15 protein-coding genes are annotated in these 15,830 nt (G+C 70.4%); 6 read left to right on the top strand and 9 right to left on the bottom strand.

The window, feature by feature from the left end:
• Positions 1-39: 39 nt before the first annotated feature.
• Positions 40-1,053: an aldo/keto reductase family protein gene (locus J8G10_RS07560; protein WP_251442619.1), complete on the top strand. Its 1,014-nt coding sequence runs from the start codon at positions 40-42 to the stop codon at positions 1,051-1,053.
• Between the two features lie 265 nt (positions 1,054-1,318).
• Here the strand turns inward: J8G10_RS07560 and J8G10_RS07555 are convergent, their stop codons facing one another.
• From J8G10_RS07555 to J8G10_RS07545, 3 genes are all read right to left on the bottom strand, one after another.
• Positions 1,319-1,828 (bottom strand): glycine cleavage system protein R, encoded by a 510-nt coding sequence (locus J8G10_RS07555; protein ID WP_251442616.1) that lies wholly within the window; start codon positions 1,826-1,828, stop codon positions 1,319-1,321.
• A 169-nt stretch (positions 1,829-1,997) separates the two neighbouring features.
• Entirely contained in the window at positions 1,998-3,065 is a 1,068-nt protein-coding gene (locus J8G10_RS07550; protein WP_251442614.1) for a PLP-dependent cysteine synthase family protein, read from the bottom strand.
• 132 nt (positions 3,066-3,197) lie between these two features.
• Entirely contained in the window at positions 3,198-3,734 is a 537-nt protein-coding gene (locus J8G10_RS07545; RefSeq protein ID WP_251442612.1) for a CGNR zinc finger domain-containing protein, read from the bottom strand.
• 38 nt (positions 3,735-3,772) lie between these two features.
• On the opposite strand from J8G10_RS07545, the gene J8G10_RS07540 reads away from it, so the two are divergent.
• The 5 genes from J8G10_RS07540 to J8G10_RS07520 all read left to right on the top strand — a co-directional run bounded on the left by J8G10_RS07540 (position 3,773) and on the right by J8G10_RS07520 (position 9,331).
• Entirely contained in the window at positions 3,773-4,753 is a 981-nt protein-coding gene (locus J8G10_RS07540) for a DMT family transporter (RefSeq protein ID WP_251442609.1), read from the top strand.
• Between the two features lie 96 nt (positions 4,754-4,849).
• Positions 4,850-5,527, top strand: coding sequence for a GntR family transcriptional regulator (locus J8G10_RS07535; RefSeq protein WP_251444337.1), 678 nt, complete (start codon positions 4,850-4,852; stop codon positions 5,525-5,527).
• Positions 5,524-7,050, top strand: a complete 1,527-nt coding sequence (locus J8G10_RS07530; protein ID WP_251442607.1) for an MmgE/PrpD family protein — start codon at positions 5,524-5,526, stop codon at positions 7,048-7,050. The genes J8G10_RS07535 and J8G10_RS07530 overlap by 4 nt, the downstream gene beginning before the upstream one ends.
• A gap of 115 nt (positions 7,051-7,165) precedes the next feature.
• The gene (prpB, locus tag J8G10_RS07525; RefSeq protein WP_251442602.1) at positions 7,166-8,083 is read left to right on the top strand and encodes a methylisocitrate lyase; all 918 of its coding nucleotides are present in this window, start codon (positions 7,166-7,168) and stop codon (positions 8,081-8,083) included.
• Between the two features lie 120 nt (positions 8,084-8,203).
• Positions 8,204-9,331 (top strand): bifunctional 2-methylcitrate synthase/citrate synthase, encoded by a 1,128-nt coding sequence (locus J8G10_RS07520; protein ID WP_251442599.1) that lies wholly within the window; start codon positions 8,204-8,206, stop codon positions 9,329-9,331.
• A gap of 123 nt (positions 9,332-9,454) precedes the next feature.
• Here J8G10_RS07520 and J8G10_RS07515 read toward each other — a convergent pair whose 3' ends face one another.
• From J8G10_RS07515 to J8G10_RS07490, 6 genes are all read right to left on the bottom strand, one after another.
• Positions 9,455-10,051: an antibiotic biosynthesis monooxygenase gene (locus tag J8G10_RS07515; protein WP_251442596.1), complete on the bottom strand. Its 597-nt coding sequence runs from the start codon at positions 10,049-10,051 to the stop codon at positions 9,455-9,457.
• A 249-nt stretch (positions 10,052-10,300) separates the two neighbouring features.
• Complete coding sequence (locus J8G10_RS07510) at positions 10,301-11,350, bottom strand: BadF/BadG/BcrA/BcrD ATPase family protein (protein WP_251442593.1); 1,050 nt, start codon at positions 11,348-11,350, stop codon at positions 10,301-10,303.
• Complete coding sequence (locus J8G10_RS07505; RefSeq protein ID WP_251442590.1) at positions 11,338-12,612, bottom strand: 6-phospho-beta-glucosidase; 1,275 nt, start codon at positions 12,610-12,612, stop codon at positions 11,338-11,340. The genes J8G10_RS07510 and J8G10_RS07505 overlap by 13 nt, the downstream gene beginning before the upstream one ends.
• A gap of 1 nt (position 12,613) precedes the next feature.
• Positions 12,614-13,495, bottom strand: coding sequence for a carbohydrate ABC transporter permease (locus tag J8G10_RS07500; RefSeq protein WP_251442587.1), 882 nt, complete (start codon positions 13,493-13,495; stop codon positions 12,614-12,616).
• The gene (locus J8G10_RS07495; protein WP_251442584.1) at positions 13,492-14,496 is read right to left on the bottom strand and encodes a carbohydrate ABC transporter permease; all 1,005 of its coding nucleotides are present in this window, start codon (positions 14,494-14,496) and stop codon (positions 13,492-13,494) included. The genes J8G10_RS07500 and J8G10_RS07495 overlap by 4 nt, the downstream gene beginning before the upstream one ends.
• Positions 14,496-15,830 (bottom strand): ABC transporter substrate-binding protein, encoded by a 1,335-nt coding sequence (locus J8G10_RS07490; RefSeq protein ID WP_251442581.1) that lies wholly within the window; start codon positions 15,828-15,830, stop codon positions 14,496-14,498. The genes J8G10_RS07495 and J8G10_RS07490 overlap by 1 nt, the downstream gene beginning before the upstream one ends.

Here is a 15,830-nt window from a genome sequence, read left to right as displayed (position 1 = left end):
ACGGGCCTCGATGTGTCCGGTCACGCCTACGCTGGATCCATGGTCAACTACCGATACCTGGGCAACAGCGGTCTGAAAGTCTCCGAGATCACCTACGGCAACTGGGTCACGCATGCGTCGCAGGTCGAGGACGACGCCGCGGTCAAGACCGTGCATGCCGCGCTCGACGCCGGGATCACGACGTTCGACACCGCCGACACCTACGCCAACACGGCGGCGGAGGTCGTGCTGGGCACGGCGCTGGCCGGTCAGCGCCGTGAGAGCCTCGAGATCTTCACCAAGGTCTACTTCCCGACCGGCCCCAAGGGTCCGAACGACACCGGCCTCAGCCGCAAGCACATCCTCGAGTCGATCAACGGATCTCTGAAGCGACTCGGCACCGACTACGTCGACCTGTACCAGGCGCACCGGTTCGACTACGAGACCCCGCTCGAGGAGACGTTCCAGGCCTTCGCCGACGTCGTCCGTCAGGGCAAGGCGCTCTACATCGGCGTCTCGGAGTGGACCGCCGAGCAGCTGCGCGAAGGCCACGCACTCGCGAAGCAGCTGGGCGTGCAGCTCATCTCGAACCAGCCGCAGTACTCGATGCTGCACCGCGTGATCGAGGGCAAGGTCGTTCCGGCGTCGGAGGAGCTGGGCATCTCGCAGATCGTCTGGTCGCCGATGGCGCAGGGCGTGCTGAGCGGCAAGTACCTGCCGGGGCAGCCGGTTCCGGAGGGCTCCCGCGCGACGGATCCGCACTCGGGTGCGCACTTCATCCAGCGGCTCCTGCAGGACGACATCCTCACCGCCGTGCAGCGGCTGAAGCCGATCGCCGCCGAGGCCGGCCTCACGATGCCGCAGCTCGCGATCGCGTGGGTGCTGCAGAACAAGAACGTGGCCGCGGCGCTCGTGGGCGCGTCCCGCCCGGAGCAACTCGCCGACACCGTCAAGGCTTCGGGGGTCGTGCTGGACGCGGACACGCTCGCGGCGATCGACGAGGCGCTCGCGGGCGTCGTCAACGATGACCCGGCCGACACCTACGAGGTCTCCCCGAAGGCCCGCCTGGTCTGAGGTCGAAAGGCCCGCACCGCGTCGCCGGTGCGGGCCTTTCGTGTGCCCGGACCCGGTCAGACGGTTCGTGGTGTCGTCCCAGCCGTGCCTCGGCGGCCGGGCCGTCTTGCGTCGCGCCGTCGGCCCGCGTGCCGGCCCGCACGCCGGTGCGCAATTCAGGCTGGATCGGCGGTGGGGGCTGGTGGGCGCGTCAACACGGTGCCTCGGACCGAATCCAGCCTGAATACGGCGGGCGCGCGGCGTGCAACGGCGCCGGAACGGGGGCTCAGGCGACCGTGATGTCGACCTGGAGATCGTGCGCGATCCGCTCCAGGGCACTGCGCAGGGCCTCCGGATTCGCATCTGCCGGCACGCGGGCCAGGATCGACGCCTCGAACAGGCGACCTCCGGCCATCGCCGCGTCGCGGGTCTCGGTGGTCATGCTGTCGATGCTCAGCGCGCTCGCGTTCAGGACCGCGGTGATCTCGCGGACGATGCCCGCGCGGTCGTTGCCGAGCACCTGGATCGAGAGCTCCTGCGGGGTCTCGGTGGCCTCGGATCCGGATCCGGGGTGCACGGCGATCGTGAGCAGCCCCTCGAGCCCGCTCAGCGACGCGCGCAGCTCTTCCACCCGCTCGATCGGCACCGACACCTGGATCACGCCGGCGAACGTGCCCGCCAGTTCGGCCAGCCGGCTGTTCTCCCAGTTGCCGCCGTGCTCGTCGACGATGTGCGCGACGGTCGCGACGAGGCCGGGGCGGTCGGATCCGACGACGGTGAGGATGAGCGTGGTCATGTCGCCAGCGTAGGCGAGCCCGCCCCTTGACCGCGAGACCGAACCCTCGTCGCGAGACCGACGATGAGAACCTCGGTCTCGGGACGCAAGTTCGGTCTCGCGGAAGGGGCGCGGGAGGGGCGCCGGAAGAGGGCGCCGGAAGGGGGCGCGGGGCGCGGGGGCCGGGGCGTCAGTGCTCCGGCCACTCCCCGGAGGTGAGGAAGTGCTCCATCCGCGCTCGATGCGGGGCCAGATCCCAGCCCTGGCCGGCGACCCAGTCGTCGGAGTAGTACGTGTCGAGGTAGCGGGTGCCGCTGTCGCAGATGAGGGTCACCACGCTGCCGCTCTCGCCGTCGCGGAGCATCCGGGCGATGAGCTGGAACGCACCGACGAGGTTCGTGCCGGTCGACCCGCCGGCCCAGTGCAGGGTGCGCTGCTTGAGCAGCCGGACCGCGGCGATCGAGGCGGCGTCGGGCACGGGGATCATCTCGTCGATCACCCCGGGCACGAACGAGGGCTCGACCCGCGGTCGCCCGATGCCCTCGATGCGGCTCGGTGTTCCGGTCGTGAACGACGGATCCCCGGCGCGCCAGCCGCCGTAGAAGGCCGAGCCCTCCGGATCCACGACCGCGATGCGGGTGTCGTGACGGCGGTAGCGCACGTACCGCCCGAAGGTCGCGCTCGTGCCGCCGGTGCCGGCGCCGACGACGATCCAGCTCGGGATCGGGTGCCGCTCGCGGCTGAGCTGACTGAACACGCTCTCGGCGATGTTGTTGTTGCCGCGCCAGTCCGTCGCGCGTTCGGCGTAGGTGAACTGGTCGAGGTAGTGCCCGCCGCACTCCGAGGCGAGACGCTCGGCCTCGGCGTACATCGCCGCCCCCGAGTCGACGAAGTGGCACCGTCCGCCGTAGAACTCGATGAGATCGATCTTCTCCTGGCTCGTCGACCGCGGCACGACCGTGACGAACGGCAATCCCAGCATCCGCGCGAAGTACGCCTCGGACACGGCGGTGGATCCGCTCGACGCCTCGACCAGGGTCGTGCCCTCGTGGATCCGCCCGTTGACCAGGCCGTAGAGGATGAGCGAGCGGGCGAGGCGGTGCTTCAGGGATCCGGTCGGGTGCACCGACTCGTCCTTGAGGTAGAGGTCGATGCCCCACTCCGCCGGCAGCGGGAAGACGTGCAGATGCGTGTCGGCGCTGCGGTTCCCGTCGGCCTCGAGCAGGGCGATGGCGGATCCGGTCCAGTCGGCGGTCATGTCAACGAGAGTAGCCCGCCCGCGCGCCCCCACTCCGGGTCGTCCCCCTGAGCACGACCTATAGCCCGGCCTCAGGGGGACGACTCGGAGGAGGAGGGGAGGGGAGGGGAGGGAGGGACGGAGGAGGAGGGATCAGGCTTCGGCGCGGCGGGCGCGGTAGGCCGCGACGGCGTTGCGGTTCGCGCAGGCCGTGGAGCAGTAGCGCTTCGAGCGGTTGCGGGAGAGGTCGAGCGCGAGAGCCTCGCAGGTGTCGTCGGCGCAGACCGAGATGCGGGATCCCTCCTCGGCGCGGATCACGTCGATGAGGGCCATCGCGGTCTCCACGATCACGCGCTCGGGCAGCGGGTGATCGTCGGCCACCGCGTGCAGGTGCCAGTCGACCGTGCCGTGCCGGGCGAGGCGCGGCGCGAGGGAGATGCCGGCGAGGGCCGCATTGACCTCGGCGGCCATGTCGTCGCGGTCGGCGAGCAGCATGCGGCGCAGCTGAGGGCGGATCCCGCGGAGTCCCGCCAGTTCGTCCTCGTCGCGATCGATGCGACCGGTGTACCGGAACTGGTCGAGGAAGGCCGCCTCGTCGGTCAGGGAGGAGAGCGTGTCCGGATCCTCGGCCGAGTTCACGAGCCACACCGCGGCCCGGAGGGTCTCCTCGGTGTCATCGGTGAAGATCATGTTGACAGCTTACATCGTGGACGGTAGCGTCACATGTCATGAGCACAGTGGCGAATGACACTCGGGCCGCCGGAGTGCGCTCCGGGCTGGTCTTCGCGCTCGGGGCGGCCCTGTCCTTCGGGATGAGCGGCGCGTGGGCGCGCGGCCTCATGGACGCGGGGTGGAGCCCCGGCGCCGCCGTCACCGTCCGCATGTGGGTCGCGGCGCTCGTGCTGCTGGTGCCGACCCTGCTCACCCTGCGCGGCCGCTGGGGCATGGTGCGCAAGAACGCCGGCATGATCGTCGTCTACGGTCTGCTCGCAGTCACGGCCGCGCAGCTCTGCTTCTTCCAGGCGGTGGCCGTGATGGACGTCGGCCTCGCCCTCCTCATCGAGTACACCGCGCCGATCGCCGTGGTGCTCTGGCTCTGGCTCCGCCGCGGCGAGCGGCCCGGTGCGAAGGGCATGATCGGCGCCGTCGTCGCGTTCATCGGACTCGTGCTCATGCTGGAGATCTTCACCGGATCCCGGATCGATCCGGTGGGGATCCTGTGGGCGCTCGGCGCGATGGTGGGCGCGGCGACCTACTTCCTGCTCTCCGGGCGCGGGGACACGGGCCTGCCCCCGATCGCGCTCGCGGGGCTCGGCCTCCTGATCGGAGCGATCGGGCTCAGCGTCGCGGGGGCGACCGGGATCCTGCCGATGACGTGGAACACCCAGGACGTCACCTACCGGTTCGGCACGCTGCCGTGGTTCGTGCCGGTGCTCGCGGTGGGCGTGATCGCGACGGCGCTCGCCTACGTGCTCGGCATCGTGTCGACGCGTCGGCTGGGTTCGCGCTTCGCCTCGTTCGTCGCGCTGAGCGAGGTGATCGCCGCGCTCCTGTTCGGCTGGCTGTTCCTCGGGCAGCTTCCCGATCTGCTGCAGGCGTTCGGCGGTGCGCTCGTGCTCGTGGGAGTGGTGCTGGTGAAGCTCGGCGAGCCGGTCGTCGACGAGGTGGATCCGGAGGCGGTGCCGGAGCCGGTCGAGACCCTGCGCTGATCCACAATGTATACGGAATAAGCCAGAATTCGGGAAAAGTTCCCTTCCTAAGTTCTTTGTGTATACACTGATGGCATGACCATCGTCGCCGAAGGGATGCGTGCGGGGGAGTTCGCCTACCGTGCGCTGCTCGAGGAGATCCAATCGGGATCCCTCGCCGCCGGCACCGTGCTCGCCGAGGTGGAGCAGGCCGAACGCCTCGGCGTGAGCCGCACGCCGCTGCGCGAGGCGCTGCGGCGGCTGACCGCGGACGGGCTCGTCGAGCAGCTCTCGCCGCGCATCACCGTGGTCGCGGCGATCGACGCCGACGACATCCGCGACCTGTTCGTCCTGCGCCGGGCGCTCGAGGAGAGCACCGCGCGCGCCGCCGCCTCCGCTGCCGACCGCACCGAGTTCACCGCCCTGGCGGAGCGCTTCGCCCAGGCTGCGGAAGCACTCGGCGACGACGAGGGGCGCGCGCGGTACTACGCGCTCATCGGCCGTTTCGACGACGCGCTCGACGCCGCCGTCGGCAACGACTACCTCACCGCGGCGTTGCGCACCGTGCGCACGCACCTCGTGCGCGTGCGCCGGATGGCGCGAGACAAGCCCGCGCGCCTCGCCGCGAGCGCGGGCGAGCACCGTCTGATCGCCGAGGCGATCGGATCCGGGGACGGCGACCTCGCCGCGCACGCCACCCACGTCCACCTGCACAACGCGCTCGCGAGCATCCTCGACTCGCTCGTCGGCGCGGATCCCGAGACCTCCACGACCGGAAAGAAGGCCAGCGCATGACCGTCACCCACCACCTCCGCGTGCATCGCAGCGACGAGCAGCTCGCCCGCGAGGGGCAGCTCGCCTGGCGCATCGCCGAGATCGCCGCCGATCCGGTCGAGGTCGACGCCGACGTCGTCGACATGATCATCAACCGCGTCATCGACAACGCGTCCGTCGCGGCCGCCTCGCTCACCCGCGCCCCCGTCAGCGCCGCCCGCCAGCAGGCGCTCGACCACCCGGTCTCGGTGAACGGATCCGGATCCACGGTGTTCGGCTGCGCGCTCGAGCGCCGCACCAGCCCCGAATGGGCCGCCTGGGCGAACGGCGTGGCCGTGCGCGAGCTCGACTACCACGACACCTTCCTCGCCGCCGAGTACTCGCACCCCGGCGACAACATCCCGCCGATCCTCGCCGTGGCGCAGCACGTCGGCGCGGACGGCCGGGCTCTGGTCCGCGGCATCGCGACGGGCTACGAGATCCAGGTCGACCTGGTGAAGGCGATCAGCCTGCACGCGCACAAGATCGACCACGTCGCCCACCTCGGGCCGTCGGCCGCCGCGGGCATCGGCACCCTGCTCGGCCTTCCCGTCGAGACGATCTACCAGGCCGTCGGTCAGGCGCTGCACACCACGACCGCCACCCGGCAGAGCCGCAAGGGCGAGATCTCCACGTGGAAGGCGCACGCCCCCGCCTTCGCCGGCAAGATGGCGGTCGAGGCCGTCGACCGGGCGATGCGCGGCGAGACCTCGCCGAGCCCCATCTACGAGGGCGAGGACGGCGTGATCGCCTGGATGCTGGACGGCCCCGACGCGTCGTACGACGTGCCGCTGCCCGTGGCCGGCGAGTCCAAGCGGGCGATCCTCGACACCTACACGAAGGAGCACTCCGCCGAGTACCAGGCGCAGGCCTGGATCGACCTGGCGCGCAAGCTCCACAACGAGCGGCCCGAGCTGGCGGATCCGGCCAACATCGAGTCGATCGTGATCCACACCAGCCACCACACGCACTACGTGATCGGATCCGGGGCCAACGACCCGCAGAAGTACGACCCGCACGCGTCGCGCGAGACGCTGGACCACTCGATCCCGTACATCTTCGCGGTGGCCCTGCAGGACGGCACCTGGCACCACGTCGACTCCTACGCACCCGAGCGCGCACAGCGCGAGGACACCGTCGCCCTGTGGCACAAGATCACCACGCTCGAGGACCCGGAGTGGACCCGCCGCTACCACTCGAACGACATCGCCGAGAAGGCGTTCGGCGGTCGCGTCGAGATCCGCCTGACGAACGGCGAGACGGTGACCGATGAGATCGCGGTCGCCGATGCGCATCCGCTGGGCGCGCGGCCGTTCGCCCGCGAGGACTACATCCGCAAGTTCCGGATCCTCGCGGAGCCGGTGCTCGAGCCCGCCGAGATCGAGCGGTTCCTGGAACTCGTCCAGCGCCTGCCCGAGCTCACCGCCGAGGAGGTCGGCGCGCTCTCGATCGTCGCCGCACCCGGTGTGCTCGCCGCCGCTCCCGCCCCGAAGGGGCTGTTCTGATGCGGTGCCGTGAAACGACGCAGGAGATCCTGCGGCTTGCGGCTGGATCCGGGTCGGTCACGACGGCATTTCCTGCGTTGTGTTCCGGGACCCGGCGTGGCTCGGAGGTGTACTGATGCTGTACGCCACCACCCCGGCCGCGGAGAAGCGGCGGATCCTGCGCGAGCGGCTCGCCGCGGGGGAGCTGCTGCGGTTCCCCGGGGCGTTCAATCCGCTGAGCGCGCGGCTCATCGAGCGGAAGGGCTTCGACGGGGTCTATATCTCCGGCGCCGTGCTCTCCGCCGATCTGGGCCTGCCCGACATCGGCCTCACGACCCTCACCGAGGTGGCCGAGCGCGGGCAGCAGATCGCCCGGATGACCGAGCTGCCCGCGATCATCGACGCCGACACCGGGTTCGGCGAGCCGATGAACGTGGCCCGCACGATCCAGACCCTCGAGGACGCGGGCCTCGCGGGCACGCACATCGAGGATCAGGTCAACCCCAAGCGCTGCGGGCACCTGGACGGCAAGGCCGTGGTCGACGAGTCGACCGCGACCAAGCGGATCAGGGCCGCGGTCGACGCCCGGCGGGATCCGAACTTCCTCATCATGGCGCGCACCGACATCCGCGCCGTGGAGGGCATGGACGCCGCCGTCGACCGGGCCAAGGCTCTCGTCGACGCGGGGGCCGACGCGATCTTCCCGGAGGCGATGCGCACGCTCGCCGAGTTCGAGCGGATGGCCTCCGAGCTCGACGTGCCGATCCTGGCGAACATGACAGAGTTCGGCAAGAGCGAGCTGTTCACGACGCAGCAGCTGAAGGACGCCGGCGTGAGCATCGTGATCTGGCCGGTCTCGATGCTGCGGATCGCGATGGGCGCGACCGGGCGCGCGCTGGATACGCTGAACGAGGAGGGGCATCTGACCTCGAAGCTCGGCGAGATGCAGCACCGGGCGGACCTGTACGACCTCATCGACTACGAGTCCTACAACCACTTCGACACGAACGTCTTCAACTTCCGCATCGACACCACCCCGCTACGGGGTCGTTGAGCGAGGAGCGCAGCGACGAGACGAAACGCGGCGATCAGCAGGAGACCCCGTTTCGTCTCGGTCGCCTGCGGCGTCCTCGCTCAACGACCCCGGGCGGGCGTATTGCAAAGGAGCAGAACCATGAGCGACCCCGACATCAAGAAGGGCCTCGCGGGCGTCGTCGTCGACACGACGGCGATCTCGAAGGTCAACCCCGAGACCAACAGCCTGCTGTACCGCGGCTATCCCGTGCAGGAGCTCGCGGCGACTCAGTCGTTCGAGGCCGTGGCCTACCTGCTCTGGAACGGGGAACTGCCCACGCCCGAACAGCTGGCCGCGTTCGAGGCGCAGGAGAGGGCGTTCCGTCCGCTGGATCCGCGCACCCTCGCCCTGCTCGACTTGATCCCGCTCGACGCGCACCCGATGGACGTGGTGCGCACGGCGGTCAGCCAGCTCGGCACGTTCGACCCGAGCCTGCACCGCCCGGGCGGCTGGACCGACCGCGAGCTCGACCTCGGCCGCTCCGTGTACCTGCTCGCGCAGATCCCGACGATCGTCGCCGCCGTGCAGCGCCGCCGCTGGGGGCTCGCGCCGATCGATCCGCGTGCCGATCTCGACTACTCGACGAACTTCCTCTGGATGACGTTCGGGGTGCTGCCCTCGGAGGCGGCCGTGGACGTGTTCCGGATCTCGATGGTGCTGTACGCTGAGCACTCCTTCAACGCCTCGACCTTCACGGCGCGGGTGATCGCATCGACCACGGCCGACCTGTACTCCGCGGTCGTCGGCGCCATCGGTGCGCTGAAGGGCCCGCTGCATGGCGGGGCGAACGAGGCCGTGATGCACATCTTCGAGGAGATCGGATCCGCCGACCGGGTCGTGCCGTGGCTCGACGACGCCCTGGCGAGCAAGCGCAAGATCATGGGCTTCGGCCACCGGGTCTACAAGAGCGGCGATTCGCGGGTGCCGACCATGAAGGCGGCGCTGGACCGGCTCATCGCCGACACCGGCCGCACGGATCTGGCCGAGCTGTACGACACGCTCGAGGCCGAGTTCGTCGCGCGCAAGGGCATCTATCCGAACCTCGACTACCCGTCGGGGCCGGCGTACCACCTGCTCGGCTTCGAGACGGAGATCTTCACGCCGCTGTTCATCGCGGCCCGCATCACGGGCTGGACCGCGCACATCATGGAGCAGGCCGCGTCCAATGCGCTGATCCGCCCGCTGTCCGCCTACAACGGCGTCGACGAGCGGCACATCGAGGGCTGACGGACCCGGTCCCGCTCGGCTCGACCCGCTCGGCTCGACGCGTTTCCACAGGGTGATCGTCATTCCGCAGGAGGATCCGGCCGGATCCGTCCTGTGGAATGACGATCATCCTCTCTTCCGGCGCTACCGGTTCAGCCAGCGCCGCAGCGAGCGGGTCACCCAGGGCAGCACCCAGTAGGTCATGATCGGCGTCAGCACGACCGTCGTGGCGAGCACGCGCAGCCAGATCGGCAGGGCGTTCCAGCCGGGCACCGGGCTCATCAGGTACGTGAAGACGAGGTTCACCGGGAAGAATCCGAGCCAGATCGACACGGCCTGCTTCCAGCGGGGCGGCGACGGGGCGACCATCACCGTGGTCGCCCCGGTCGAGGTCGGCACGGTGATCGTCTCGGTCGACGGCTCGTCGAACCAGCCCTCGATCCCGGTGCGCCGCCGGGTGCGCTCGCTGCGCACGAACCCCTCGCCCATCGACAGCCACCAGGCGCGCTCGCGCGAGGCCTCCCAGGCGTCGAGGGCCGCCTCGTCCGCGAAGCGGTAGAGCATGTGCCAGTGGTGCGAGTCGTCGCCGTCGCGCACCCATCCGGATCCGAGGAAGCCGGGATGCGAGCTGGCGAGGTTCACCCCGGTCTGCACCCAGGCCGTGGCCTCGGCGATGCGGGCGGGGTCGACCTCGCGGCGGATGGAGACGGTGATGGGCGCGGATGACGGCGTACCGGACATGGTGGGTCCTTCGGGGGAGTGCGTGCTTGTGGCGTCCCCGAGTGTACGCATCCCGTGTTTCCCGGATGTTGCAGGATGCCGTGCGTCGCGCTCCGCCCGTTCAGGTCGCACTCCGCCCGTTCAGGTCGTGCTCCGCCCGTTCAGGTCGCACTCCGCCCGTTCAGGTCGCACTTTCGGCGGCCCCAGGGTGGTCGGCAGCGCCAGAAGTGCGACCTGAACGATGAGCGGCGCAGGACCGGCGAGCGGCGCTCAGGCGGGGACGGTGCGCTCGAGCGCCGCACGGGCGCGGCGCAGCACCTCGTCCGCGGCGCCCTGCTGCTCCAGCAGCGCGAGCCCCGCGCCGACCACGGGCCGGGCGTCGACCACCGTCGGAACGGCCGAGGGCAGCGCGGCGGCGAGCCGCTGCACGACCCCGTCGAGAAGCAGGGGCTGGCGTGCCGCGAGCACCCCGCCGCCGAGCACGACCGGGATCGGATCCCGATCGAGCCCCAGTCGCCGGGCCGCGCTCGCCGCCATCGCCACGATCTCCTCCGCCTGCCGCTCCACGAGCGCGCGGGACACGACGTCGCCGTGGTCGGCGGCCGTGAACACCACCGGCACGAGCTCGGCCAGCCGCTCCTCCGGAAGGCGGCCGAAGTGCACGTCCTCGATGAGCGCGGTGAGGTCGGAGCGCCCGAACGACTCGGGGAGCGCCGTGGTCAGCGCGGTCTCCGGTCCCCGGCCGTCGAGCGCCCGGGCGGCCAGGCGCAGCGCTTCCGCGCCGATGTCCGATCCGCCGCCCCAGTCGCCCGATACCGCGCCCCAGGCGAGGAAGCGGGCCGTCGTGCCGTCGGCGCGCACGCCGATCGCGTTGAGCCCGGTGCCGCAGACCACGGCGACCGCGTCGGGCGCGAGCGTGCCCGTCCGCAGCAGGGCGAACATGTCGTTCTCCACGTGGGCTTCCACGCCGTCCTCGCCGAGGAACCACGGCAGCGAAAGGATCCGCGCGCGGAACGCCGCGAACTCGTCCTCGTGGTCGAGGCCGGAGAGGAACACGCCGACCCTCAGCAGCGGCCCCCCTCCGGCCTCGGCGTGCACCCGCCGGACGGCCGCGTCGACGACGGCGGCCGATTCCCCCTCCCGTCCGGGGTGCACATCGGACGCGCCCAGACGCACATGGGCGACGACCGCACCGGTCGCATCGAGCGCGACGGCGTCGGTCTTGGTGCCGCCGCCGTCGATGGCGACGACGATCCCTTCCGGGTGCGTCGGCGGGAGTCCCTGCCCGGTCCGCACCGCCGTGCCGCTCACCGCGCCCACGCGAGGTGATCCCGGTTGTGGTCGATGAGCAGATCGGCGAGCTTCTCCGCGCGGTCCCACTGGCCGACGAGCGGGTGGGCGAGCAGCGCGCGTTCGACGAGCCGCCGCCCGCGCTCGGCGGATCCGGTGTGCCGTGCGGCGTCGAGGGCGAGCCGCTCGTAGCCCGCGACATGGCCGATCAGCCCCTGCACGTCGCCCGGCAGGGGAGCTGTGGGCACGGCGACGGGACCGGCGGCGCCGATCGTGGCGGACACCTCGACGACGTGGTCGTCGGGGAGGAACGGCAGAGTGCCGCCGTTGCGGAGGTTCGCGACCTGCACATCGCCGCGGTCGCTGAGCAGCGACGCGATGAGATCCACCGCCGCCTCGGAGTAGAACGCGCCGCCGCGTTCGGCGAGCACGGCGGGCTTGGCGTCGACGGACGGATCCGCGTAGAGGCGGAGCAGTTCCCGCTCGACCTCCATCACCTTCTCCGCGCGCGGCGGTTCGTGCCGTTGCTCCTCGAGGACCCGGTCGTGGGCGTAGAAGTACCTCAGGTAGTACGAGGGGACCATCGCGAGGTTCTGCAGCAGCGGAGCCGGCAGCTCCACCTCGTCCGCGAGCTCGGGCAGGCGCTCCCGCAGCAGCCCCGGCAGCACATCGACGCCGTCGAGCAGCACGCCGCGCTCCCAGGTCAGGTGGTTCAGTCCGACGTGCTCGAGGCGGACGAGGGCAGGATCCGCGTCGAGCATCCGGGCGAAGCGGCGCTGGAATCCGATCGCCACATTGCACAGGCCGATCGCGCGATGGCCCTCCTCGAGCAGCGCGCGGGTCACGATTCCGACCGGGTTCGTGAAGTCGACGATCCAGGCGCCGGGCTTCGCATGCCGGCGCACGGCCTCGGCGACCTCGAGCACCACGGGAACCGTGCGCAGTGCCTTGGCGAGCCCGCCGGGACCCGTGGTCTCCTGACCGATGCAGCAGGCCTCGTGCGGCCAGGTCTCGTCGCCGAGCCGGGCGGCCTGCCCTCCGATCCGCAGCTGGATCAGCACCACGTCCGCGTCCGCGACGCCCGCGACGAGGTCGGCGGTGGCCCTGATCCGGCCCGGGTGCCCGGCGCGCGCGAACATCCGCTGCGAGACCCCGGCGACGAGCTCCCGGCGCCGGTCGTCGGGATCCACGAGCCAGAGCTCGTCGATCGGGAGCACGTCGCGCAGCCGCGAGAAGCCGTCCGTGAGCTCGGGGGTGTAGGTGGATCCGCCTCCGATGACGGTGAGTTTCATGTCAGCCCTTCACTCCGGTCAGGTTGATGCCCTCGACGAACACGCGCTGGGCGAAGAAGAACACGATCACCACGGGGATCGTCACGAGCATGGTCACGGCCATGGTCGTCCCCCAGTCGGTGCCGTGGGTGCCGTGGAAGGTGGACAGACCGTAGGCGACCGTCCACGCCGAGGGGTTCTCCGAGGCGTACAGGAGCGGGCCGAAGTAGTCGTTCCACGAGTTGAAGAACAGGAAGATCGCGGCCGAGGCGATGCCGGGCTTGGTCATCGGCACCATGACCCGCCAGAGCACGCCCCACTCGCCGTTGCCGTCGATCCGCGCGGCGTCCGCGTAGGCGGACGGGATGGTCAGGAAGAACTGCCGCAGCAGGAAGATCGAGAACGCATCGCCGAGCAGGTTCGGCAGGATCAGCGGCCAGAGCGTCCCCGTGAGGCCGAGCTTGGCGAACATCACGTACACCGGCACGATCGTGACCTGCGGAGGCAGCAGCATCGCCACGATGATCGCCAGGAAGACGATGTTCGCCCCGCGGAAGCGGATCTTCGCGAGGACGTACGCCGCGGGCACCGAGGAGACCAGCATGAACGCGGTGGCGAGCACCGCGTAGAACGCGGAGTTCAGGAACCACAGCCCCAGCGGCACCTGCGTGAACGCGCGGACGTAGTTGGAGAGGTCCCACGGCTGCGGCCAGATCGAGGCGGTCAGCGTCTGCTTGCCCGACATGAACGAGGTCAGCAGCACGAACAGGATCGGTGCGAGGAACAGCACCGCGAGCACGGAGAGCACGGTGTGGTCCGCGATCCAGATCAGGATGCGCCGGCCCCCGCGCACCGGGCGCGCGGGGCGCGCGGATCCCGTGGTGATGAGCGCGGTCGCGGTCATGAGAAGTCCTCCGGGGAGAAGGCCCGCGACTTGCGCAGCAGCAGGGCGACGAACACGCTGGCGACGAGGAACAGCACCACGGCCATGGCCGCGGCGTAGCCGAGCTGGAAGTTGGCGAACCCGCGCACGTACAGCCACTGCGTGTAGGTGAGCAGCGAGTCCTCCGGATACCCGATGTCGGCGGCGAGCCCGCCCGAGGCGGCGCCCGAGCGACCGGACGCGACGCCGGACGCCACGGCAGCCTCGGTGAAGTACTGCAGCGCCGCGATCATGCCGGTCACCAGGGCGAACAGCAGCACAGGGGCGATCGACGGGATCGTCACGTAGCGCACCTTCTGCACGCCGTTCGCCCCGTCGAGCGAGGCCGCCTCGTACTGGTCGCGCGGCACGTTCAGGAGTGCCGCGAGCAGGATGATCATGACGTCGCCCATGACCCACACGCCCAGCAGCACGAGCGAGGGCTTCGCGAGCGCGGGGTCGTTGAACCAGAGCGGACCGGGGATGCCGAGGCTCTTCAGCACGAGGTTGACGGGGCCCGTCCCCGGGTTGAAGAGGAACACGAACGCGACGACCGACGCCACGGGCGGCACGAGCGCGGGCAGGTAGAAGATCGTGCGCCACACGCCGCCGGCGCTGCGGGCGCGCAGCAGGAGCCCGGCGACCGCGAGGGCGCAGACGATCCGCACCGGCACCAGGATCACGACGAACCACAGGGTGTTCAGGGCCGCCGTGGCGATCCGCGGATCCTTCGTGAACAGGTAGACGTAGTTGTTCAGGCCGTTCCACTGCGGCGCGGACACGAGGTCGTACCGGGTGAAGGAGAAGTACAGGTTCGCCACGAGCGGGTAGACGAAGAAGACGGCGAGGCCGAGGAGCGTCGGAGCCAGCATCAGGGCGATGCTCCATCGACGACGGCGGACGGCGGATCCGCGTCGGCGGGCGGTGGCGCCCGGGGCGCGCGGAGGGGGCTCCGCGCGCCCCGGCGCGAGGGTCGCGGTCATCACGGGCCCTCGCTCAGGGCGAGCTGGTCGTCGATGTCCTTGTCGACCTTCTTGAGGCCGGCGTCGATGTCGCCCCCGCCGCCGGACTGGAACCTGGTCCAGTAGCCGGAGAGCGCGACCTGGTTCGCGCTGCCGATCACGGTCGCCGGGATCGAGGTCAGGTGCGGGCTCTTCGCGATGTCGAGGAACGTCCCGAACTGCTCCGGGAGGTCGAGCTTCGAGGACGCGAGCGCGTCCTTCGTGGTCGGGACGTTCTTCAGGCCGTTGGCGAGCTTCACGACCGCATCGGTGTCGAGGGTGAGATAGCGCAGCAGCGCCCAGGCGGCTTCGGGGTTCTTGGAGCCCTTGGAGACGCCTGCGATCGTGCCGGAGGAGAACCCGCCGCCGTAGAGGTCCTCGTGGCCGTCCAGCACGGGGAAGGGCGCGACCCCGTACTTCACATCGGGTGCCTGATCGGCGAGGAAGGCGACGCGCCACTCGCCGTCGAGGTTCATCGCGAGCTGGCCGGTCTGGAACGCCTGACCCGCGGAGAACTCGTCTCCGAGACCGGCGGTGAACGCCTTGAGCTTGTCGTAGCCGATCTCGTCGATGAACTTCTTCTGCCAGGTCATCAGCTCCTTCCAGGCGGGGGAGGAGGCGATCGCGCTCTTGCCGTCCTTCATCCACTCGGCGCCTGCGGCGGCTCCGAAGACGGTCGGGGCGTTCTCGTAGGCGCCCATGAGCGGGTTGAAGCCGAGCGTCTTGATGGATCCGTCGGTGTTGTAGGTCGTGAGCTTGACCGCCATCGCCTCGAGCTCGCCGAGCGTCTTCGGCGGTGCGCTGTAGCCCGCCGCCTGCAGCAGGTCGGTGTTGTAGTAGAGGCCCTGCACGTCGGCGAGCATCGGCAGCGCGCACTGCTTGCCGTCGAAGGAGGTGTAACTGCGCGCCACATCGGACAGCTGCGAGAGGTCGACGCCGTCGCGTTCGATGTAGGGCGTGAGGTCGCGCAGCGCTCCCGACGAGCAGAACGCGCCCACGTTGTCGACGGCGCCCGAGATCGCGACGTCGAGATCGTTGCCGGCCGCGATGGCCTTGATGATCTTGTCGTCCTCCTGACCGGTGCGCACGTCGACCTTCACATCCGGGTACTTCTTGTGGAAGTCGTCGATGACGGACTGGACGACTCCGGCCTCGCGGTCGCTGAAGAACTCCCAGAGGGTGACCGTGCCGGACAGATGGTCGGGCGCCGTGGCGGCGACGGTGGTGTCGGATCCGCCGGAGCAGCCCGCGAGGACGACGGCGGTGACGGAGAGCGCGGCGATGGCTCCGATGCGGAGCCGGGTGTGGCGTTTCAT

Origin of the sequence: Microbacterium sp. USTB-Y (assembly GCF_023703415.1) — a bacterium.
Classification (GTDB): domain Bacteria; phylum Actinomycetota; class Actinomycetes; order Actinomycetales; family Microbacteriaceae; genus Microbacterium.
The sequence above is the reverse complement of the archived record's forward strand: the minus strand, read 5'-3'. Positions and strand labels throughout refer to the sequence as shown.